This is a genomic window from Ornithinimicrobium cavernae, from assembly GCF_003121625.1.
In the GTDB taxonomy this organism is placed as follows: Bacteria; Actinomycetota; Actinomycetes; order Actinomycetales; family Dermatophilaceae; genus Ornithinicoccus; species Ornithinicoccus cavernae.
Genome location: NZ_QDDJ01000005.1, coordinates 263,384 through 284,628 on the forward strand (window position 1 = coordinate 263,384; position 21,245 = coordinate 284,628).

Here is a 21,245-nt window from a genome sequence, read left to right on the forward strand (position 1 = left end):
ACGATGACCCAGCTCTCGCCCCAGGGTGGTGTCGCGGCCGCGGACGCGTCCCCGCCGGCTGATGACGCGACCCTCCGCCAGGTGGAGGACCGGGTGCTGTGGCTGTCCACAGCGATCATCGACCACGCGAACCGGGTGCGCCCCAACACCTCCGGCCTGAAGGTGGGCGGTCACCAGGCGTCGTGCGCCTCGATGGTCACGGTCATGACGGACCTCTGGATGCGGCACCTGCGCCCGCAGGACCGGGTCTCGGTCAAGCCGCACGCCTCGCCCGTGCTGCACGCCCTGAACTACGTGACGGGTCAGCTGGACGCGGACTACCTGCCCACGCTGCGCGCCCTGGGCGGGCTGCAGTCCTACCCGTCGCGGTCCAAGGACCCCGACCCGGTGGACTACTCGACCGGGTCCGTCGGCATCGGGGCGACCGCCCCCATCTGGGGCGCGATCTCCAGGCGGTATGTCGCGGGGCTGGCCGAGGAGCCGGCCGACCGGACGGTCCTGGGTCGGCAGTACTCCCTCCTCGGTGATGCCGAGCTGGACGAGGGCGCGGTGTGGGAGGCGGTCCTCGACCCGCAGGTCGCCACGCTGGGTGAGGTCGTGTGGGTGGTGGACATGAACCGGCAGTCCCTGGACCGGGTGGCCCCACGGATCCAGACGAGCCGGTTCGAGCAGCTGTTCGCGGCGGCGGGCTGGCAGGTGATCACGCTGCGGTGGGGCGCCCGGATCAGCGAGCTCTTCGAGGGGCCCGGCGGGCAGGCGCTGCGACAGCGGATGGAGTCGATGCCGAACCCGGAGTACCAGCGGATGCTGCGGCGCGCCCCGGCCGAGCTGCGCGAGCACCTGCCCGGTGACGGGACGGCGGCCGACGGGGTGCGCCAGGCGATCGCCGGGCTGTCCGACGAGGACCTGGCGGCGGCCTTCCGGGACCTGGGCGGGCACTCGCTGCCCTCGCTGGACGCAGCGTTCGCGCAGATCGACGACCACCGTCCGACGGTGATCCTGGCCTACACGGTCAAGGGCAACCGGCTCTCCAGCGAGGGGCACCCGCAGAACCACTCCTCGCTGCTGACCGGGGAGCAGATGGCGGACCTGGCGGGCCGGCTCGGTGCCGACCTCGCGGACCCGTGGGCGCCGCTGGACCCCGCCTCACCAGCCGGTGCCTGGGCGCTGGAGCGCGGCAGGGCGCTGGCCCGGGAGACGGTCACACGCCACACCGAGGTCGCGGTGCCCACCGACTTCGGTCGCACGCCGAAGGGGACCGCCACCACCCAGGCGTCACTGGGCCGCGCGCTGCTGGACCTGACCCGGCAGGCCCCCGAGGCGGCCCGGCGGGTCGTCTCGGTCAGCCCCGACGTGTCCTCCAGCACCAACCTGGCCGGTTGGCTCAACAAGGTGGGGCTCTGGACGGGGGCAGCGGAGGAGAACCGCGACTGGTTCGCCGACGACCCCGAGACACTGCTGCACTGGCGCGAGTCCCGCTCGGGCCAGCACATCGAGCTCGGCATCGCCGAGGTCAACCTGGTCTCGCTGATCGGCGAGCTGGGCGCCACCTGGTCGCGGTGGGGCCAGCCGCTGCTGCCGATCGGTGTGCTGTACGACCCGTTCGTGCACCGGGCCCTGGAACCGTGGACCTACGGGATCTATGCCGGCGGCCAGTCGATCCTGGTCGGGACCCCGTCCGGGGTCACCTTGGCCCCGGAGGGTGGGGCGCACCAGTCGATCACCACACCGTCGGTGGGGCTGGAGCAGCCGGGGCTGGTGACCTACGAACCGGCCTTCGCCCAGGACACCGAGTGGGTCCTGCTCGCCTCGCTGGGGCGCCTGGGCCGCCCGGACGGGGTGTCGGCCTACCTGCGCCTGTCGACGCGGCCGGTGGACCAGACCCTGGCCGACGTGCCGACGGACCCGGCTGCGCGGGAGCGGCGCCGGGCCCAGGTCGTCGCCGGTGGCTACCGGCTGCGCCGCACCGCGGAGCCGGCCGTGACCCTCGCCGCCATGGGCGCGGTGGTGCCCAACGCGATCCAGGCCGCAGACCGGTTGGAGCAGCTCGGGATCCCTGCCGACGTGCTGGTGGTGACCAGCCCGGGGCTGCTCTACCAGGCGCTGCAGGCCCGGCGGGGGCGTCCGGCCGCGACGCCCTACGCGCAGCCGTGGATCCTGGACCAGCTGCTGCCCGCCGACCGGGCCACCCCGCTGGTGACGGTGCTGGACGGCCATCCGCACACGCTCACCTTCCTGGGCACGGTCAACCAGGTGCCCACCCACAGCCTGGGCGTCACCGAGTTCGGCCAGTCCGGCGACCTCGACGAGGTGCACGCCCTGCACGGCCTCGATGCCGACGCGATCGTGCGCAGCGCCCTGGACCTGACCACCTGAGGCGCGGCCTGCCGCGCGGGCGGGCTCAGCCGAGGGCGGCGAACCGGCCCGCCGCCACGAAGGCGGCGGTGAGCAGCAGCGCCAGGTTCTCGGCGACTGCCTTGGGCTCCCGCAGGGAGGCGTGCGAGACGGCCGCGCCGCACATGACGACGATCAGACCGACCGCCGCCAGGGGAGTGAGCACCCGGGCCGTGTCGGTGAGCCACGGGGCGAACAGGCCGACTGCGGCGAGCAGCTCCGAGGCGGCGGTCAGGCGCACGACGTGCATGGGAAACGGTGCGATGCCGGTCTGGCCGGTGTCGAGCATCCGCTGGCGCGACATGACGAGCTTGGCGGTGCCCGACGCGGCGAACACCAGGGCGAGGGCGCCGCTGGCGATCCACAGGGCGAGGTCCATGACGACTCCTTCGGTGCGAGATCACTGACACCAGGAGGACGGGACGGGACCCGCGACCGTGACAGTCGGCATACGGGGGCGTAGTTTGCGAGAGGACGGTGGTGTCACACTCCACGGCCGCCAGCCGTCCTCCTGTCATGCAGCCGATCGACGAGCGTCTCGCCGACGCCTACTCCGCCCACCGCCGCACCCTGCTGGCTGTCGCCTACCGGATGCTCGGCAGCTTCACCGACGCCGAGGACGTGGTGCAGGACGCGTTCCTGCGTTTCCGGCGGGCACTGGAGTCGGGGGAGCGGCCGGAGTCGGACCGGGCCTACCTGATGACGATCACGAGCCGGCTCGCCATCGACGAGCTGCGGTCGGCGCGGGTGCGGCGCGAGGAGTACGTCGGCCCCTGGCTCCCCGAACCCGCGGTCGAGGGGCTGACCGAGCTGGCCGACGACATCGCGCTGGCCGACTCGTTGTCGACCGCGTTCCTCGTGCTCCTGGAGCGGCTCGGCCCCGAACAGCGGGCTGTGCTGCTGCTCCACGACGTGTTTGCCCTGACGTTCCCGGAGGTCGCCCGGATCGTCGGCAAGTCGGAGGAGGCCTGCCGCCAGATCGGGGCCCGAGCCCGACGACACGTCAGCGAGGGGCGACCACGGTTCACTGCGCAGACGCGGGAGGCGGAGGCGCTCGCGGACCGGTTCTGGGCGGCGGCCAGGGAGGGCGACCTGGAGGGCCTGGTGGGACTGCTCGCGGAGCAGGCCGAGTTCGTCGGCGACGGCGGCGACTCCGGGCGCGGGCTGACCAGGCCGGTGTCCGGTGCCGAGGCGGTGGCGCACGTCGTGCTGGCGATCTTCCGACTCATCCGGGAGCTGGGCGGCACCACGGAGTCGGTCAGGGTCGGCAGCCAGCCGGCGGTCCTCGTCCTGGATGACAGGGGAGACCTCGCTGCCGTCTGGTCCCTGGTCATCGAGACCGACCGCATCGTCGCGGTCCACGGGATGGTCAACCCCGAGAAGCTGGGGCACCTCGGCGTCCCGCTCACCTCCCTGGACGGACGGGCGACGTGGCACAGCCGGCCCCGGTGAGCCGCTCAGCCCGTGACGTCTGCCAGCGCCGCCGTGAACGACTCGTGCACCGGACGCGAGAACAGCACGAACCGCACCAGGTCGAGGTCGCCCGGGTGCTCACCCAGCCAGCCGCGGACGGTCGCGACGGCCACGCGGGCCACCTCCTCGGCGTCCCAGCCGAAGACCCCCGCCGACACGGCCGGACAGGCCACGGACCGGGCGCCCACCTCGGCGGCAACGTCCAGGCTCCGCGAGAAGCAGCTGGCCAGGAGCGCCGGGTCCGTCTCACCGCGGTGCCGGTTCGGGCCGACCGTGTGGATGACCCACCGCGCGGGCAGGTTCCCCGCCCCGGTCGCCACCGCCTCCCCGACGGGCAGCCCGTCGTGCCAGCGGGCGGCCCGCAGCCGCCGGCACTCCTCCAGCAGGCCCGGCCCGGCGGCGGCGTGGATCGCGCCGTCGACACCGCCACCACCCAGCAGCGTGGAGTTGGCCGCGTTGACGACCGCGTCCACGTGCTCGGTCGTGATGTCTCCGTGGACGGCCTCGATCCGCGTCATGACCTTGCCTCCTCCCACTCCTGCCGCAACAGACCCATGATGACCGCGTCGACCCGCTCGCCGTCAAACTGCAGCGCCTCCCGCCGTCGCCCCTCCACGACGAACCCCGCCTTCTCATAGGTCCGTTGCGCCCGCGGGTTGAAGGCATAGACCTCCAGGTCGATCCGGTGCAGGGGTAGGTGGGTGAACGCGTGGTCGATGAGCAGCCGCGTCGCCTCGGTGCCCAGCCCGCGGTCACGTCCGGCCGGCCCGATCAGCACGCGGTAGTTGCAGGTCCGGCTGGCCTCGTCCCACTCGTTGAGCACCACCTCACCGACCACCTCACCGCTGGCGTTGTCCACGACCATCAGGTCGAGCCGGTCGGTCTGGGCGTTGCGCGTGGAGTACCACGCCTGCAGCCGCGTCAGGTCCTCCTCGCCGGACTCGGCCTCGGCGGTGGAGTGCGCACTGGCGGTCAGCCGGCGAAGCTCCGGGTCGGTCAGTATGCGGCCCAGCACCGGCACGTCGTCGGGCTCCACAGGGCGCAGGGTCACCAGGGTCCCGGTCAGGGTCGGCTTGTCGGCGAAGGTGCGGTCGGTCGTGGCCATGCCCCCACTGTCACAGGCGCACCTGTGGATGGCTAGTAGTTTCTCGGCCTATGCATGTAAAATGCATGCATGGTGGCTCTCCAGATCCGCGACGTGCCCGAGGACGTGCGTCAGACGCTCAGCGAGTGCGCGGCGGCCCGCGGGCAGTCCTTGCAGTCGTTCCTGCTGCACCTGGTGACCGCGGAGGCGGGGCGTGCGCGCAACCTCACGCTGCTGGAGCGTTTCGCGGACCGGCGGGACGGTTCCAGGCTGGCCCCGCGCGAGGTCGCTGCGGCCCTCGACACGGCACGGGCAGATCGCCTCGTGAGCCTCGCGATCGATCACGAGGCTGGCCGGACCGAGTGATCGTCGTTGACGCGTCCGTCCTGGTCGCAGCCCTCGCCGATGACGGCCCGGTGGGCGGCGTTGCCAGGGCCGAGCTCTCCCACGATGCTCACTGGACGGTCCCCGACCACTGCGTCGCCGAAGTGTTCTCCGCGCTGCGCGGACTGTGGCTCGGCCGGCAGATCAGTCCTGCCCGCGCCGAGAGCGCTCTCGAGGCCCTCGAGCCCTTCGAGCTCGACGTCGTGCCGACACAGGGACTGCTGGCCCGGATGTGGGAGCTGCGCCACGACGTCTCCGGCTACGACGCCGCCTACCTGGCCCTGGCCGAGGCGTCGGCCTGTCCGCTTGTGACCGCGGACGCCAGGTTGGTCCGGGTGCCGGAAGCACGGTGCGAGATCAGGCTGGCACTCCCCGCCTGACGCACGGGAGCTCACGGCTCGAACGGCTCGAGCGGCTTGATGGCCGGCCCGTTGAGCACGTTGCCGTTCACGCTGAAGCGCGAGCCGTGGCAGGGGCAGTCCCAGGTGCGCTCGGCGTTGTTGAACTGGACGACACAACCCAGGTGCGTGCAGTTGGCCGACACCTCGTGCAGCAGGCCGTCCGGGTCGCGGTAGCTGGCCACCGCGCGGGCACCCACGTGCCGGATCCGGCCCTCGCCCTCGGGCACGTCGGCCGCGTCGTCACCGGAGGAGACCGCCCGGGCCAGGCCGCCCACCAGGTGGGAACCGACCTTCACCTGGTCCATCACGACCCCGGGGACCATCTCCAGCGACACCCTGTTGGGGCTCATCAGGTCCGCCTGCTCGAGGTCCGCCTCACCCGTGATGAGGTCGTGCAGGAGCAGCCCGGCGGCCGTGCCGTTGGTCATGCCCCACAGGTTGAACCCGGTCGCGACCCACAGGTTCTTGCTGGTCGGCAGGTACGGCCCGACATACGGCACGCCGTCCGGGGTGGTCAGGTCGTGCGCCGCCCAGCGGTGCGTCACCTCCCGCAGGCCGACGTTGTCCTGGGCCCACCCGGCGAGGTCGGCAAAGAGCTTCTGCTGGTCCGGCTTGGTGCCCGGTGCGTGCTGACAGCCGCCCACGATGAGACGGTCGCCGGCCCCCGGCGGGGTGCGCAGGGAGTAGCCGTCGTCCGTGTCGAGGTACATGCCCTCGGGTGCCGTGCCGTCGACCGGTCCGCTGACCACCAGGTCGCGGGTCTGGCTGAGGCGGGTGAAGAACAGCGCGCGGTCCAGGACCGGATAGTGCGTGGCGATCACCACGTGACCGGCCGAGACGGTGCGCACCTCGCTCGCCTCGGGACTGCCCGTGGCGGTCTCGACCAGGAGTATGCCGTCACGCTCGTGGACGCCGACGACCACCTCTCCCTCAATCACCTGGCCGCCCGCGGCCTCGACCTGGTCGGCCAGGTGGAGCAGCCAGCGCTGGGGGTGGAACTGCGCCTGGTCGGGCAACCGGACCGCGGCCGCGACCTCGAACGGCAGGTCCACGTCGGTCAGCAGCTCGGTGCCGGTCAGGCCGGCCAGCTGCATCGCCTCGGCCTCGCGGGCCAGCGCGTCCCTGCGGTCCGGGCGCGTGGTGTAGACGTAGGAGTCGCGGCGCTCGAAGCCGCACTCCACCCGGCCGGCGGCGACCCCCTGCGCAACCCAGTCCAGCGCGCGGACCTGCGCCGCGGCATACTGCATCGCCCGGCTCTCACCGAGATCGGCGTAACGCAGCCCGTGCTGGGCAGTCACCTTGGCGGTCGTGTTGCCGGTGACGCCGGCGCCCACCTGGCGTGACTCCAGCACGGTGACCCGGCGTCCCGACCGGGCCAGCAGGCAGGCGGTCGTCAGCCCGGCGATGCCGGCGCCGACCACCACCACGTCGCTGTCCGGTGGGATCTGGCCACGACGGTCGGGTGTCTCGGTGTCGCTGTGCCACAACGACTTCGGCATCGGCAGCTCGAGCATGGACTCCTCCTTCGGCCTCTCCATCATGTGGGGGGCCACCGTCGCCTGCCACCCGGGAGCGTGGGCCCGCCGCGACCGCAGGCCAGGCGCAGGCTGCGGGTGGATGATGGAGGACATGCGGTACGCAGTCACCGGAGCCACGGGGTTCGTCGGGGGAGAGCTCGCCCACCAGCTCGTCGAGCAGGGCCACGACGTCGTCGCACTGGTCCGCTCCCCGGACCGTGCCTCGTCGCTGAGCTCGCTGGGGGTCCGGCTCGTCACGGGGGACCTGGACGACACCGGCGCGCTGGACCAGCTGCTTCATGAGGTGGACGGTCTCTTCCACGTCGCCGGGTGGTACCGGTTGGGCGGGCGCGACCTGTCGACCGGTCAGCGCGTCAACGTCGAGGGCACCCGCAACGTCCTGGCTGCGGCGGAGCGGGCCGGCACCGGCAGGGTCGTCTACACCAGCACCCTCGCCGTGAACTCCGACACCGGGGGAGAGGTGCGCGACGAGACGCACCGTCACACCGGTGGCCACCTGTCCGAGTACGACCGGACCAAGGCGGCGGCCCACGCGATCGCGACCGAGCTGGCCGGCGGTGGACTGCCGCTGGTCACCGTCATGCCAGGCGGCATCTACGGCCCCGGGGACACGTCACAGACCGGGGAGCTCATCCGCCAGGTGGTGTCGGGCCGGCGACCGCAGGTGCCCAGTGGTGGCGGTCAGATGATGTGGGCCCACGTCACCGACATCGCCCGAGGACACCTGCTCGCGATGGAGCTCGGTGCGCCGGGCGAGTCCTACATGCTGGCCGGTGACCAGGCCAGCCTCGCGCAGCTGCTGCAGTCGACCGCCCGCATCGCCGGGACGAGAGGGCCGATGCTGGTGCCGCACGCCATGATCCGCATCGCCGAGAAGGTGATGACACCGGTCCTGCGGATCGCGCCGGTGCCGTCGACCTACCACCCCGAGGCGCTGCGGGCCTCGCTGGCGACCTATCTCGGCACCCGCGACAAGGCCGAGCGCGATCTGCACTGGCACTCGCGTCCTCTGGAGGAGGGGCTCACCGAGACGGTCGCCTGGTTGCGAGGACGCGGGCACTAGCGACGTCGGTTGGCGCTCTGCAGTTTGTGTCGCATGGCGTCGGTTGTGCAGAGCCGTGTGGAGCCGTCCCGGTAGCGCTCTGCAGTTTGTGTCGCAGGGCGTTGGTTCTGCAGAGCCGTGGGCGTGCCTGCCGGCGGCGCTCTGCACTTTGTGTCGCAGGGCGTCGGTTGTGCAGAGCCGTGTGGAGCCGTCCCGGTAGCGCTCTGCAGTTTGTGTCGCAGGGCGTCGTTTCTGCAGAGCCGTGGGCGTGCCTGCCGGTGGCGCAGCCGGGACTACGTGCGTGGGGCGATGCCCCAGGCGTCGGCGAGCAGCTCGAAGGAGCGCTGCCGCATCGCCGGGTCGTGCGTGTAGGTCGTGACGATCAGCTCGTCGAGCTCGTGGGCCGCGGCGAACTGCTCCAGCTGCGGCACCACCTGGGAGGGGTCGCCGACCGCCTTCACGGAGTGGAACTCCTGAATCATCGGCAGCAGTCCCTCGGGGACGACGGTGGAGAGGTCGTCGACCGGGGGAGCCAGGGGCGCGGAGCCGCCGGTGCGGATGGCGGCGACCATCTGCTGGGCGGTGGTGAACAGGTAGTGCGCCTCGGCCTCCGAGGGGGCGACGAGCACGTTGATGCCGGCCATCACGGTGGGGCGCTCCACCTGGGCGGTCTCGGCGTCGGGGTTGAAGCGTTCACGGTAGACCGCCAGGGCCTCACGCATCTGCTGCGGTGCGAAGTGGCTCGCGAAGCTGAACGGCAGCCCGAGCGCCGCCGCGACCTGGGCACCCCCGGTGGAGGAACCCAGCATCCAGATCGGCACGTTGGTGCCCTCGCCGGGCAGTGCCCGCACGCGGGTGCCCGAGCCGTCCCCGAGGTAGCTCACCAGGTCGAGCACGTTGCCGGCGAAGTCGTTGAGTCCGCTGGCGCTGCGGGCCAGGGCGGCCGCCGTGATCGGGTCGGTCCCCGGCGCGCGGCCGAGCCCGAGGTCGAACCGGTCACCGTGCAGGGTCGCCAGCGTGCCGTAGTACTCGGCGACCATCAGCGGGGAGTGGTTGGGCAGCATCACGCCGCCCGAGCCGAGCCGGATGCCGTGCGTGTGGTTGGCGAAGTGCCCGAGGATGAGGGAGGTCGCCGAGGACATGAACGCCTCGGTCCCGTGGTGCTCGGCCACCCACAGCCGGTGAAAGCCCAGCTCGTCCAGGCGGGTCGCCAGCTTGGTCGAGTGCTGCATCGCTTCGGCGGGCGTCTGCCCCTGGGACCGGGGGACCAGTTCGAGGACGGACAGGGGCACACGGGTGTTCGTCGAGGGCATGCCTATGCCAACCGCTGGGCGCAGAAGTTGTTCCCGGGCAGGTCCCGGTCGTGGCACACGCCACCGGATGACGGCGATCTGCGCTTAACGTTGCTTAACGTTTCGGGCCCTGCTTAATGTGCCGGGCGAGACCGGGTCGCGGAACGCGTGGGTCGAGCGTTGAGGAGGCGCCGTGTCAGGGAAGGTGCCGGACGAGGTTTCGGGGCCAGCAGTGTCCGCCGCGGCTGTCGCCCGGGCGGCGGGAGTGTCGGCCGCCACGGTGAGCTACGTCATGAACGGGCAGAGCGGCGTCTCCGAGAACACCCGACGACGGGTTCTCGCACTGGCCCGCGAGATGGGTTTTCGGCCCCGCGGCGGCCCGAGGACCCCGGACCCCCGGCGGAACAACGTGGTCGGCCTGGTCGTCCCCAACGTCACGAACCCGATGTTCCCGCGATGGGCTCAGGGCGTGGTCGACCGCGCAGCCGAGATCGGCTACGAGGTGTTCCTCGCCTCGACGGGCGACGACGCCGACGTGATGGCCAGCACGGTGCGGGCCATGATCGCCCGCCGGGTCGACGGACTGATCCTCGCCTCGACCCAGCGCGAGGAGGTCAGCGCGCTGCAGCTCCTCAGGGCGGCCCGGGTGCCCTACGTCCAGCTCTCCCGCCGCTCGGACTTCCTCGCGGCAGACTTCGTGGGGATCGAGGACGCGGTGGCCGCGGAGGCGATGATGCGGCACGTCATCGACCACGGCCGGCAACGCATCGCCACCGTGATCGGCCCCCGGTTCTCCTCGGCGTCGGCCGCGCGCGAGCGGGGCTTCCTGGCGACCGCCCAGTCGCTCGGGGTCGAGGTGCCGCCCCACCGGCGACTGAGCACCCGGCTGAACAACGCCGGCGGTCGCCTCGCAGCACAGGAGCTCCTGGCCGGTGACGACCATCCCGACGCCATCCTCTGCGGCAGCGACGAACTGGCCATCGGCGTCATGGAGTACCTGCTCAAGCGAGGTCTCACGGTGCCGGACGACGTCGTCGTCACAGGTTTTGACGGGCTCCCGCACAGCCGGTCCGTCCTCGTCGGCCTGACCACGGTTATCCAGCCGCAGATCGGCATGGCCCACGCCGCCTTCGATGTCCTGCAGGAGCGTCTGGACCGGCCCACCGCGCCCTTCCAGAGCCTGGTCATGCCGCACGACCTGTGGATCGGACGCACCTGCGGCTGCCCACCCGAGAGCCAGTCCAGTCCCGAGACCACGAGCACGACCATGAGGCAGGAGACAGAGTGAACACGAATCTCGACGCACGAACCATCGTCACCGGAGGAGGCTCGGGCCTGGGCCTGCGCATCGCCCAGGTGATGCGTGAGGCCGGCGCCACGGTCCTGGTCAGCGACATCAGTGACGAGGCGCTGGGGGCGGCCGTCGAGGACGGTTTCGCCGTCACGGTGTGCGACGTCAGCGACGAGGCGCAGGTCCGGGACATGATCGCGACAGCAGCCGAACAGCTCGGCGGCCTCGATGTCCTGGTCAACAACGCGGGCGTCGCCGGGCCGACCGGGCCGGTGGCAGATCTGGACTCCCAGGAGTGGCGCCGCACGTTCGACGTCAACATCCACGGGCAGTTCTACTGCATCAAGCACGCGCTGCCGCACCTGCGGCGCTCCTCGGACGCGCGCATCATCAACCTCTCCTCGGCAGCAGGCCGCCTCGGCATGGCCGGACGCAGCCCCTACTCCGCGTCGAAGTGGGCCGTCATCGGCCTCACCAAGACCCTGGCCATCGAGCTCGGCCCGGACGGGATCACCGTCAACGCCATCTGCCCCGGCGCGGTCGACGGACCGCGGATCCAGGCCGTCATCGACGCGAAGGCGCAGATGCTGGACCGGCCGGTCGAGGAGGTCACGGCGCTCTACCACGGGCAGGCGAGCCTCGGTCGGCTCGTCACCGCCGACGACGTGGCCCAGGCCGCGCTCTACCTTGCCGGCCCCGGCGGCCGGATGATCAGCGGCCAGGCCCTGGCCGTCGATGGCAACACCGAGAAGCTCTACTGACCCAACCCACCACCAGGAGACCCACCATGGCACCCATTCGCAAGGTCATCATCACCGCGGCCGTCACCGGCGCGATCCACACGCCGTCCATGTCGCCGTACCTGCCGTCCACCCCGGACGAGATCGCCGAGGCGGCGCTGGGGGCGGCCGAGGCCGGAGCAGCCATCCTGCACCTGCACACGCGCGACCCGAAGGACGGTCGTCCGTCCCAGGACCCGGAGCACTTCGCCCCCGTGCTCGACAAGGTCAAGGCCAACAGCAACGCGGTCATCAACATCACCACGGGCGGCAACCCGGCGATGACCGTGGAGGAGCGGATGCGCCCGGTGAAGGCCTTCAAGCCCGAGCTGGCATCGCTGAACATGGGCTCGATGAACTTCGGCCTGTACCCGATGCTGGACCGCTTCACGGAGTTCGCCCACGACTGGGAGCGCCAGGCCCTGGAGAACTCCCGCGACCTGGTCTTCAAGAACACCTTCAAGGACATCGAGACGATCCTGGGGATCGGCTCCGAGAACGGGACCAAGTTCGAGTTCGAGTGCTATGACATCTCCCACCTCTACAACCTGCAGCACATGCACGCCCGCGGGCTGACCCGCGGACCGCTGTTCGTCCAGTCCGTCTTCGGGATCCTCGGCGGCATCGGTGGCCACCCCGAGGACCTCATGCACATGAGGCGCACGGCCGACCGGCTGCTCGGCGCGGACTACCTCTGGTCGATCCTGGGCGCGGGCCGGAACCAGATGCCGTTGGCCACGATGGGCGTCCAGATGGGGTCCCACGTCCGCGTGGGCCTGGAGGACTCGCTGTGGATCGAGCCCAAGGAGCTGGCGCGCTCCAACGCGGACCAGGTCACCAAGATCCGGCGGGCGCTCGAGGACCTCAGCTACGAGATCGCCACGCCCGAGGAGGCACGGCAGATGCTCGGGCTGAAGGGCAAGGACCAGGTCGGCTTCTGAGCCGGCCGCCGTGGTGCCGGCGGTGGGTGCGCGGGCTCAGCTGCTCGTCCACCCACCGTCGACCACCATCAGCTGGCCGGTCATGTAGGCGCTCGCCGACGAGGCCAGGAACACCGCCGGCCCCACCATGTCGTCGACCTGTCCGAAGCGGCCCAGCGGAACGCGGGCCAGCGTCTCCCTGCGCCAGTCGGGCTGCTCGAACAGTGGCCGGGTGAGGGCGGTCTCGATGTACCCCGGCGCGATGCCGTTGACCCGGATGCCCGCAGGGGCCCACTCCGTGCTCAGCGACCGGATCACCCCGAGCAGACCGGTCTTGCTCGCGACGTAGGGCGAGACACCCGGCCGCGAGGTCACCGCCAGCATCGAGGCGATGAAGGTGTGGCTGCCGGGGTGCCCTGCTGCCTGCTGTGAGCGGGCGACCTCCACGCTGAGCCGCCACGGAGCGGTCAGGTTGAGGGCCACCACGCGCTCCCACTCGTCGTCGGAGAGGTCCAGGGCGGGGCCGCGCGCCTGCACGCCCGCGGCATGCACGACCACATCGACCGTTCCACCGAGCGACCTGGTCGCCTCGCCCACCAGGTCGGGCAGTGCAGCGGTCTGGGCCAGGTCGGCCGCGTGGCAGGTCACTGTGCCGCCCGCCTGCTGGATCTCGGCCGCGGCTCCCGCCAGGCCGGACGCGTCCCTCGCCGTGACCGCCACGGCGGCACCGGCCCGGGCCATCCCCACCGCCAGCGCACGACCGATGCCGCGACTGGCTCCCGTCACCAGGACACGGGCACCGGAGAGAGCCTGCGGGGCGGCGGGTGGGACGACAGGGCTGGGCTGGCTCGGCATGCGCTGATCGTGAGCCAGTGCGGGCTGGGCACGCAAGAAATCAACTTAACGTTGCTTAACGTCCACCGGGTCGGGGAACGTCTCCCCGTCGGGCGAGTCCCGAGCGATCCCACGACGAGGTGATGGAGGAAACTGATGCGGACCAGTTCGCTGGCTCTCACGGTCACGGCCGTGGCCACCGCGCTGGGGGTGAGCGCCTGCGGTGCCGTCCAGGCGGTCCCGCTCGGCGCCGAGGAGCCCTTCGAGGGCACCATCACCTTCAGCCTCGCCCTGGGGGAGGGATCTCACCACCATGTCGGAGCCAAGGCGTTCGGTGACAAGCTCACCGAGCTGACCGACGGCCGCATCACGGTGAAGTACTACTACGACAACGCGCTCGGGGGTGAGCGCGAGGTCGTCGAGGGGATGCTCATCGACTCGATCGACATGGGGATCACGTCGACCGGCCCGATCGGCGGCTTCGTCGACGAGTTCTTCGTGTTCGACCTGCCGTACCTCTTCGAGAACCACGACCACGCGCACGCCGTGCTGGACAGCGAGATCGGCGACGAGCTCGCGACCATCCTGAAGGACACCGCCAACGTGCAGATCCTGGCGTGGATGGAGAACGGCTTCCGGCACGAGACCAACAGCGTCCAGCCGATCGAGACGCCGGAGGACCTGCAGGGGATCGACCACCGCACCCAGGAGAGCGAGGTGCAGATCGACACCTGGTCCGCCCTCGGTGCCAATGCCACGCCGATGGCCTGGCCGGAGGTCTACACGGCCCTGCAGCAGGGGGTGATGGACAGCCAGGAGAACCCGCTGCCGACCATCGTCGACGTGCGGTTCTTCGAGGTGCAGGACTACCTGGCGCTGACCCAGCACGTGTACTCGCCGGCGCCGATGATGATCAGCGGCGAGCTGTGGGACAGCCTCAGCGCGGAGGACCAGGCGCTGTTCCGGGAGGCGGCCGAGCACGCGCTGCCCATCCAGCGCGAGGCCAGCTTCGAGCAGGAGCAGGCCGCGGTGGCCGCCCTGGAGGAGAAGGGCATGGAGGTCACCGAACCGGACCTGGACCTCTTCCGGGAGGCCGTCGTGCCGGTCTATGACAAGTGGGCACCGGTCCTGGGTCAGGAGCGCATCGAGGCGGCCCGCAACTTCGACTACTGACCCGTCTCCTCGACCCTTCCCGCACTGCATCCACAAAGAGGTGTGCTCGTGAACTCGATTGCCCTGCGCCTGCTGCGCGCCCTCGACGGCCTGAACACGGTGGTGGGCTGGTTGATGGCCCTGTGTCTGGGCCTCATGACCGTCCTGATCTCCTGGCAGGTCTTCGCCCGGTTCGTCCTGGGGAACTCCCTGACCTTCTCCGAGGAGGTCTCCCGCTTCCTGATGATCTGGCTCACGATGCTCGGCGCCGCGTATGCCGTGCGCCGTGGCTCGCTGCTCGCGGTGGACCTGGTGCCCGAGCTGCTGAGGGGCCGTGCCCGGTTCGTGGTGAACCTGGCCGCCCACGCGGTGTCGCTCGTCTTCTACGTCGTCCTGGCCTTCTACGGCTGGAACATCGCCCAGGCGGTCGCCTTCCAGAGCGCACCGGCCACCGGCGTGTCGATGTTCTGGCCGATGTTCGCTCTCTGCGCCGGTGGTGCCCTGTGCCTGGTCAACACCGTCGGCGTCGTGGTCGAGGACATCATCCAGGGCGGCGAGAGCCCCCACCAGGACCACCTGATCATGGAAGCTGAGGGCTGAGCCGTGCCTGCACTCCTCTTTGGAAGTCTCCTGTTCTGCTTCGCGATCGGTGTGCCGATCGCGGTGGCCCTGGGCTTCGCCACGCTGCTGACCGTCTATGCCAGCGACACCTTCGGGCTCGTGGTGATCCCCCAGCAGATCTTCAACGCGATGAACTCCTTCCCGCTGATGGCCATCCCGTTCTTCATCCTGGCCGGGTTCCTCATGCAGGAGGGCGGGATCTCCGAACGGTTGGTGGACTTCGCCAAGGCGATCGTCGGCCACCTCACCGGTGGTCTGGCCATGGTCGTCGTCGTGACCTCGATGTTCTTCGCGGCGATCTCCGGCTCAGGAGCGGCCACGACGGCCGCGATCGGCTCGATCATGATCCCGGCCATGGTTGCCGCCGGCTACAACCTGCGCTACGCCGGCGCCATCCAGGCAACCTCCGGCGCCCTGGGCGTGATCATCCCGCCCAGCATCCCGCTGATCATCTATGCCATCGCCGCGAACACCTCGGTGGGCGACATGTTCATGGCCGGGGTCATCCCGGGCCTGGTCATCACCCTGTCACTGCTGATCGCCTCGTATGTCGTGGCGCGCCGCCGGGGGTACACCGGCACCCCCGAGCGTGCGGACCTGAGGACCGTGGCGCGCTCGTTCAGCCGGGCGATCCTCGCCCTGATCATGCCGGTCCTGGTGCTGGGTGGCATCTACGGCGGTGTCTTCACCCCGACGGAGGCGGCGGTCATCGCCGTGGCGTACTCCCTGGTGGTCGGTCTGGTCATCTACCGGAGGATCCGGCTGCGCGACCTCCCGGAGATCTTCACCAAGTCGGCGCTGACCACCGCGATCGTGATGATCGTCATCGGCACGGCCGGACTGTTCGGGTTCCTGCTGAACATCCTGGGCATCCCCGACGACATCGCCGCGTTCTTCCTCGACGCAAACTTCAACGTGGTCATGTTCCTGCTGGTCGTCAACCTGCTCCTGCTCGTCGCGGGGATGTTCATCGAGGCGGCGGCGGCCATCCTGATCCTGACCCCGATCCTGCTCCCGGTGGCCACTGAGCTCGGGGTGGACCCGGTCCACTTCGGCGTCATCATGGTGGTCAACCTGGCGATCGGGCTGATCACGCCGCCGGTCGGGATCAACCTGTTCGTCGCCGCGCAGATCGCGGACCTGTCCATCGTGAAGATCAGCCGGGCGATCGTGCCCTATGTGATCATCCTGTTCGTGGACGTCCTCCTGATCACCTACCTACCGGCCCTGTCCACCTGGTTGCCGGGCCTCCTGGCGGGGGAGTGATGATGAGCACGCTCACCCCGGAGAGCATGGTTGCCGTGATCGGCACCGGCTACATGGGCGGCGGGATCGCCCAGACGTTCGCGCTCGCCGGCCACCCGGTCGCGGTGGCCGACGCGACGCTCGAGCAGGCCGAGCGCGCAGTCCGGCGACTCGTCGCCGAGGGGGAGGCGCACGAGGGGTCCGGACTGTTCCCCGAGGGGGCCCACGAGGCACTGAGGGAGCGGCTGACGCCGGCGACCGTCGAGGACGCAGCCAGCCGTGCCGCATACATCACCGAGGCCGTGCCGGAGCAGGTGGCGCTCAAGCACGACGTGCTGGGTGCCGTGTCCGCCGCGGCCTCACCGGATGCGATCATCGCCAGCAACACCTCCGCCATCCCGATCGGGGAGCTGGCCGCGACGGTCACCGGTCCCGAGCGGTTCCTCGGGGTGCACTGGATGAACCCGTCGTACTTCGTGCCGTCCGTCGAGATCATCCCGACCGAGCGCACCGACCCGCAGGTCGCCACCGGGGTCGTGGACCTGATCCGCGCCATCGGCAAGGTGCCGACCATCGTCTCGGACTCGCCCGGGTTCGTCGCCAACCGGCTGCAGTTCGCGCTCTACAAGGAGTGCACCCGGATGGTCGAGGAGGGCATCGCCACGCCGGACCAGATCGACGAGGTGGTGCGCAACTCCTTCGGCTTCCGGCTGCCGTTCTTCGGGCCGTTCGCGATCTCCGACATCGCGGGGCTCGACGTGTATGCCGGGTCGATGGCCACGATGGAACGCGCCTACGGGGAGCGCCTCGCCGTCCCGGCCGTGCTCGCCGAGCACGTGGCCTCCGGACGCCTCGGCATGAAGTCGGGACAGGGTTTCTACCGCCACGGCCCCGAGGACGCCGAGCGCGTGCGCGACTACCGCGACACGGCCTATGCGCGGCTGGTGCAGGTCCGCGCGGAGCTCGCCGACCGCGAGCCGCCTCTCCACGGCTGACCGGTCTCCGACGCGCCGGGGCGGTGCGGCAAGGCAACGAGTGGCAACTGCTCACAGGAACTCGTTGCCGACCGCTATGAATACACGTCAGGACGGTTCACCCCATCCGCCGTCCAACCGTGTCAAAGGAGATCCCCCATGCGGACCACGTCCCGACTTGCGCTCACCGGCATCGCCACCGTCGCGGCCCTCACCCTTGCCGCGTGCGGCGGCTCCGGTGGAGGGTCCGACTCCGCTGCGGGCGGTGACGGCAAGACCATGAAGCTCGCCCTGAACCAGAACGAGGAGCACCCCTCCTTCATCGCGCTGGAGGCGTTCGGCGAGGAGCTGAGCGAGGCCACCGACGGTCGCTGGGACATCGAGGTGTACCCGAACGCGACGCTCGGTGCCCAGGACGAGACGATCCAGCTCGTCAGCGACGGTGGCGTCGACCTGTCGATCGTCTCCGCCCCGCAGCTGGAGAACCTGAACAAGGACTTCGTCATCTTCAGCCTGCCCACGGTCTTTGACTCGGTCGAGTCGCAGATGGCTGTCATCAACGACCCCGCGGTCGTGGGCGACGTCTACGGCAGCCTCGAGGAGAGCCACAGCTTCTCCGTGATCGGCGGCATCACGCAGGGTGCGCGCAGCTTCTACGTCAAGGACGGCCCCGTCGAGACGCCCGCCGACCTGGAGGGCAAGAAGATCCGGGTCCAGGAGAGCCCGGTCTTCATCGCGATGATCGAGGCCCTCGGTGCCTCCCCGACCCCGATGGCCTACGGCGAGGTCTACACCGGCCTGCAGTCCGGCGTCATCGACGGCGCGGAGAACAACGAGGTCTCCTACTTCACCCAGAAGCACTTCGAGGTCGCCCCGTACTTCTCCTACACCAACCACCTGGTCGGTGCCGACTTCCTGATCGCCAACACCGGCGTCCTCGACTCCATGACCGAGGAGGACCGGGCGGCCTTCGACGAGGCCTGGCAGAACACGGCGGACAACCACACCCAGCTGTGGGGCGAGGCCACCGAGAAGGCCATCACCGACGCGGAGGCCGGCGGGGCCACCTTCAACGAGGTCGACGCCCAGGCGTTCACCGACGCCCTGTCGCCGCTGATCGACCAGTTCGTCACCAGCGACTCCCAGCGCGCCCTGTACGACGCCATCGCCGCTGCCACGGAGTAGCCGGCGGCCGCAGCCACCACAGCGAGGGGGCGCCCGACGCCAGTCGTCGGCCAGCGCCCCCTCGCCGTACCCCGAAGTCCCACCCGCGAGCGGTAGCCAGGAGGCACCATGAGCACCGACCCGACAGCACAGGGGGCCGACGATGCCTCCCCGGACGAGGTCTCCCCAGGGCCTGTCCGCTGGCAGCCGCTGATGGCGGTCCTGCGGACCGTGCGGCGCGTCGTGGACCGCATCCTCGCGGGACTCTGCATCGTCATCTTCACCGCCCTGGTCGTCATCGTGGCCTGGCAGGTCTTCACCCGTGAGATCGGCAACTACTCGGCGCCGTGGACCGAGGAGGCGGCCCGCTACACGTTCGTGGTGCTGGCGCTCGTCGCTGCCGCCTACGTCTTCTCCGAGCGCGGCCACATCGCGGTCGAGATGCTCGTCGAGAGGCTGCCCCAGCGCGGCCAGCTGGTCATGGGCGTGCTCATCGAGCTGATCGTCATCGCCTTCACCCTCTTCACCTTCGTATGGGGCGGCTGGCGCATCTCGCAGAACGCCTGGGAGCAGCAGCTGTCGACGCTCCCGGTCACCGTGGGTCAGATCTACCTCGTGATGCCGCTGGCCGGCGTCCTCATCACCTTCTACTCGGTGTACTACGTGCTCGGCATCCTCGCCGGTGCCGAGCGGCCCACGCCCGAGCTCGACGAGAACGCGGAGGCCATCTGACATGGACACCCCGGTCCTGATCGCCACGATCGTCCTCATCGGGGGCATGGCCCTCTTCATCGCGATGGGCCTGCCGGTCGCCTATGCCATGGGGCTCCCCTCGGCCATCGCCATCGTCATCCTGCTCAACTACGACAACGCGGCGCTCACCTCGGCCCAGCGCATCCTCGCCGGGAGCAACTCCTTCCCCCTCCTGGCCATCCCGTTCTTCATTCTCGCCGGCGGCCTGATGAACACAGGAGGGATAGCCCAGCGGCTGATCGACCTGGCGCTGGTGGTCTCGGGGCGGTTGCCCGCCTCGCTCGCCCAGACGACCGTCGTGGCCAACACGCTCTTCGGCACCGTCTCCGGCGCGTCGGTCGCCTCGGCCGCCGCGGTCGGCACCGTCCTGAGCCCCCCGATGCGCCAGGCCGGTTACGACCCGCGGTTCTCGGCCATGGTCAACGCGGTGTCCTCGCCGGCCGGCATGCTCCTGCCCCCGAGCAACACGTTCATCGTCTACTCCCTGGTGTCCGGCTCCTCGATCGCCGCGCTGTTCATGGCGGGTGTCGGCCCCGGCCTCGTGTGGGCACTGGTCTGCCTCATCATGGTGGCGATCTACGCCCGCAAGCACCCGGAGCTGAAGGACCACGGTGAGCGGCCGACGCTCGGGCAGGCCCTGCTCGTGGTCCTCCGGGCGGTCCCCGCCCTGCTCATGATCGTCGTGGTCATCGGCGGCATCCTCGCGGGCATCTTCACCGCGACCGAGTCCGCGGTCATCGCGGTGCTCTACTGCCTCGCCCTGGGCCTGCTCCAGCGCACCCTGCCGGTCCGCTCCCTGCCGGGTGTGGTCCTCGAGGCCGCCAAGGTGACGGGCATCATCATGCTGCTCATCGGCATGTCGGGCGTCCTGGGCTGGGTCCTGTCCTTCGCCCGGCTCCCGCAGCTGGTCGCGGAGAGCCTGCTGGGCCTGACCGACAGCAAGGTCGTGATCATCCTGATCATCATGGTGGTCCTGCTGCTGGCCGGCACGGTGATGGACCCGACCCCGGCCATCCTGATCTTCACCCCGATCTTCCTGCCGGTGGTCACCGAGCTGGGGATCAGCGTGATCCACTTCGGCGCGATGATGGTGTTCAACATGTGCCTGGGCAACATCTCCCCGCCGATCGGCAACAACCTGTTCGTGGCCGCCCGCGTCGGGGACGTGCGCCTCGAGGGGCTGATCGCCAAGCTGTGGCCGTTCTTCTGGGCGCTCGTCGCTGCGCTGTTCGTCGTGGCCTTCGTGCCGCAGCTGTCCGAGTGGCTGCCGACGACCCTCGGCCTGATGGACCTGCCGGCCGGGCAGTGACCACGGGGTATGCCGCTCTGCCGGCTCGGGCGGGGACGCTCGCCCGGCGTTGACCGGCCTGGGTCAGAGCCGCAGGCTCAGCCTCAGCTCGCTCAGGGCGGCCTGGGTCAGGGCCGCCTGGGTCAGGGCCGTACGGACTCCAGGATCTTGGCGATCCGCCGGTCCCTGGTCTCCGGCTTCTTGGCCTCGGCGACGGCGCGGGCGTGCTCCTTGCGCTGGCTGTAGGACAGTGCCTCGAAGGCGGCCTTGGCATCGGGCTCGGCGGCCAGCGCCTGGGCCAGCTCCGGCGGCACCTCGACCGTGCGCTCCGTGGTGTCCAGGGCGATCGTGGCCGTCACCTCCTGGCCGATGTCGACACCCAGGGCGGCCCGGGCGGCCTTGGAGAACCCGATGCAGTTTCTGCCGTCCATCCGGGCGACCCGCAGGCGCTGGCTCCTCCCGTCGATGGTGACGACGACGGGTGGGTTCTTCACGGAGGCGAGACCGGCCACCTGCTCATCGGTGAGGAAGATGGCGCACGCCGGGCCGAAGGGCTCAAGGGTCGTCTGCAGCTGGAGCACGGCACCAACCTAACGGCCCGGCGTGGGGAGCGCCA

At 70.5% G+C, this 21,245-nt stretch carries 22 protein-coding genes; 15 read left to right on the top strand and 7 right to left on the bottom strand.

Translation table 11 applies throughout. The features are described 5' to 3' along the window. The first annotated feature begins 3 nt into the window (after nt 1-3). Nucleotides 4-2,376 (top strand): transketolase-like TK C-terminal-containing protein, encoded by a 2,373-nt coding sequence (locus tag DA085_RS07450; protein ID WP_109472310.1) that lies wholly within the window; start codon nt 4-6, stop codon nt 2,374-2,376. Between the two features lie 25 nt (nt 2,377-2,401). Here the strand turns inward: DA085_RS07450 and DA085_RS07455 are convergent, their stop codons facing one another. Continuing rightward, nucleotides 2,402-2,773, bottom strand: coding sequence for a DoxX family protein (locus DA085_RS07455; RefSeq protein WP_109472311.1), 372 nt, complete (start codon nt 2,771-2,773; stop codon nt 2,402-2,404). Between the two features lie 137 nt (nt 2,774-2,910). Here DA085_RS07455 and sigJ point away from each other — a divergent pair, with 137 nt between their 5' ends. After that, nucleotides 2,911-3,846, top strand: a complete 936-nt coding sequence (gene sigJ / locus DA085_RS07460; protein WP_109472312.1) for an RNA polymerase sigma factor SigJ — start codon at nt 2,911-2,913, stop codon at nt 3,844-3,846. 5 nt (nt 3,847-3,851) lie between these two features. Here the strand turns inward: sigJ and DA085_RS07465 are convergent, their stop codons facing one another. Beyond that, nucleotides 3,852-4,385: an O-acetyl-ADP-ribose deacetylase gene (locus DA085_RS07465; RefSeq protein ID WP_109472313.1), complete on the bottom strand. Its 534-nt coding sequence runs from the start codon at nt 4,383-4,385 to the stop codon at nt 3,852-3,854. Then, nucleotides 4,382-4,972, bottom strand: coding sequence for a GNAT family N-acetyltransferase (locus DA085_RS07470; RefSeq protein WP_109472314.1), 591 nt, complete (start codon nt 4,970-4,972; stop codon nt 4,382-4,384). The genes DA085_RS07465 and DA085_RS07470 overlap by 4 nt, the downstream gene beginning before the upstream one ends. 69 nt (nt 4,973-5,041) lie before the next feature. Here DA085_RS07470 and DA085_RS07475 point away from each other — a divergent pair, with 69 nt between their 5' ends. Continuing rightward, nucleotides 5,042-5,317, top strand: a complete 276-nt coding sequence (locus DA085_RS07475) for a hypothetical protein (protein WP_109472315.1) — start codon at nt 5,042-5,044, stop codon at nt 5,315-5,317. Then, nucleotides 5,314-5,715, top strand: a complete 402-nt coding sequence (locus tag DA085_RS07480; RefSeq protein ID WP_109472316.1) for a type II toxin-antitoxin system VapC family toxin — start codon at nt 5,314-5,316, stop codon at nt 5,713-5,715. The genes DA085_RS07475 and DA085_RS07480 overlap by 4 nt, the downstream gene beginning before the upstream one ends. Before the next feature lie 11 nt (nt 5,716-5,726). Here DA085_RS07480 and DA085_RS07485 read toward each other — a convergent pair whose 3' ends face one another. Next, the gene (locus DA085_RS07485) at nt 5,727-7,250 is read right to left on the bottom strand and encodes an FAD-dependent oxidoreductase (RefSeq protein WP_109472317.1); all 1,524 of its coding nucleotides are present in this window, start codon (nt 7,248-7,250) and stop codon (nt 5,727-5,729) included. A 115-nt stretch (nt 7,251-7,365) separates the two neighbouring features. On the opposite strand from DA085_RS07485, the gene DA085_RS07490 reads away from it, so the two are divergent. Next, nucleotides 7,366-8,337, top strand: a complete 972-nt coding sequence (locus DA085_RS07490) for an NAD-dependent epimerase/dehydratase family protein (RefSeq protein ID WP_161958444.1) — start codon at nt 7,366-7,368, stop codon at nt 8,335-8,337. A gap of 272 nt (nt 8,338-8,609) precedes the next feature. On the opposite strand, the gene DA085_RS07495 is transcribed toward DA085_RS07490, so the two are convergent. Continuing rightward, nucleotides 8,610-9,629 (bottom strand): LLM class flavin-dependent oxidoreductase, encoded by a 1,020-nt coding sequence (locus tag DA085_RS07495; RefSeq protein WP_109472318.1) that lies wholly within the window; start codon nt 9,627-9,629, stop codon nt 8,610-8,612. Between the two features lie 172 nt (nt 9,630-9,801). Here DA085_RS07495 and DA085_RS07500 point away from each other — a divergent pair, with 172 nt between their 5' ends. The 3 genes from DA085_RS07500 to kce are packed head-to-tail and all read left to right on the top strand — an operon-like array spanning nt 9,802 to nt 12,619. Beyond that, nucleotides 9,802-10,896, top strand: a complete 1,095-nt coding sequence (locus tag DA085_RS07500; RefSeq protein WP_237565368.1) for a LacI family DNA-binding transcriptional regulator — start codon at nt 9,802-9,804, stop codon at nt 10,894-10,896. Then, nucleotides 10,893-11,660 (top strand): SDR family oxidoreductase, encoded by a 768-nt coding sequence (locus DA085_RS07505; protein WP_109472319.1) that lies wholly within the window; start codon nt 10,893-10,895, stop codon nt 11,658-11,660. Before DA085_RS07500 ends, DA085_RS07505 begins: the two co-directional genes overlap by 4 nt. Before the next feature lie 26 nt (nt 11,661-11,686). Then, on the top strand, nt 11,687-12,619 hold the full coding sequence (gene kce / locus DA085_RS07510; RefSeq protein ID WP_109472320.1) for a 3,5-dioxohexanoate:acetyl-CoA acetone transferase: 933 nt from the start codon (nt 11,687-11,689) through the stop codon (nt 12,617-12,619). A gap of 36 nt (nt 12,620-12,655) precedes the next feature. Here the strand turns inward: kce and DA085_RS07515 are convergent, their stop codons facing one another. Beyond that, nucleotides 12,656-13,453 (bottom strand): SDR family NAD(P)-dependent oxidoreductase, encoded by a 798-nt coding sequence (locus DA085_RS07515; RefSeq protein WP_109472321.1) that lies wholly within the window; start codon nt 13,451-13,453, stop codon nt 12,656-12,658. Nucleotides 13,454-13,588: 135 nt separating this feature from the next. Between DA085_RS07515 and dctP the strand changes: the two genes are divergently transcribed. From dctP to DA085_RS07550, 7 genes are all read left to right on the top strand, one after another. Next, nucleotides 13,589-14,605, top strand: a complete 1,017-nt coding sequence (dctP, locus tag DA085_RS07520; RefSeq protein ID WP_109472322.1) for a TRAP transporter substrate-binding protein DctP — start codon at nt 13,589-13,591, stop codon at nt 14,603-14,605. Nucleotides 14,606-14,653: 48 nt separating this feature from the next. After that, nucleotides 14,654-15,184: a TRAP transporter small permease gene (locus DA085_RS07525; protein ID WP_202619136.1), complete on the top strand. Its 531-nt coding sequence runs from the start codon at nt 14,654-14,656 to the stop codon at nt 15,182-15,184. 3 nt (nt 15,185-15,187) lie between these two features. Next, entirely contained in the window at nt 15,188-16,471 is a 1,284-nt protein-coding gene (locus tag DA085_RS07530; protein WP_109472323.1) for a TRAP transporter large permease, read from the top strand. Between the two features lie 2 nt (nt 16,472-16,473). Next, nucleotides 16,474-17,445, top strand: a complete 972-nt coding sequence (locus DA085_RS07535; RefSeq protein WP_202619137.1) for a 3-hydroxyacyl-CoA dehydrogenase family protein — start codon at nt 16,474-16,476, stop codon at nt 17,443-17,445. Nucleotides 17,446-17,583: 138 nt separating this feature from the next. Beyond that, a complete protein-coding gene (locus tag DA085_RS07540) occupies nt 17,584-18,609 on the top strand; it encodes a TRAP transporter substrate-binding protein (protein WP_109472325.1) in 1,026 nt (341 codons plus the stop codon). Between the two features lie 108 nt (nt 18,610-18,717). Then, the gene (locus DA085_RS07545) at nt 18,718-19,320 is read left to right on the top strand and encodes a TRAP transporter small permease (protein ID WP_237565369.1); all 603 of its coding nucleotides are present in this window, start codon (nt 18,718-18,720) and stop codon (nt 19,318-19,320) included. Between the two features lies 1 nt (nt 19,321). Beyond that, the gene (locus DA085_RS07550) at nt 19,322-20,650 is read left to right on the top strand and encodes a TRAP transporter large permease (RefSeq protein WP_109472326.1); all 1,329 of its coding nucleotides are present in this window, start codon (nt 19,322-19,324) and stop codon (nt 20,648-20,650) included. Nucleotides 20,651-20,772: 122 nt separating this feature from the next. Here the strand turns inward: DA085_RS07550 and DA085_RS07555 are convergent, their stop codons facing one another. Next, nucleotides 20,773-21,210: a YdeI/OmpD-associated family protein gene (locus tag DA085_RS07555; protein ID WP_109472327.1), complete on the bottom strand. Its 438-nt coding sequence runs from the start codon at nt 21,208-21,210 to the stop codon at nt 20,773-20,775. Nucleotides 21,211-21,245 lie beyond the last annotated feature (35 nt).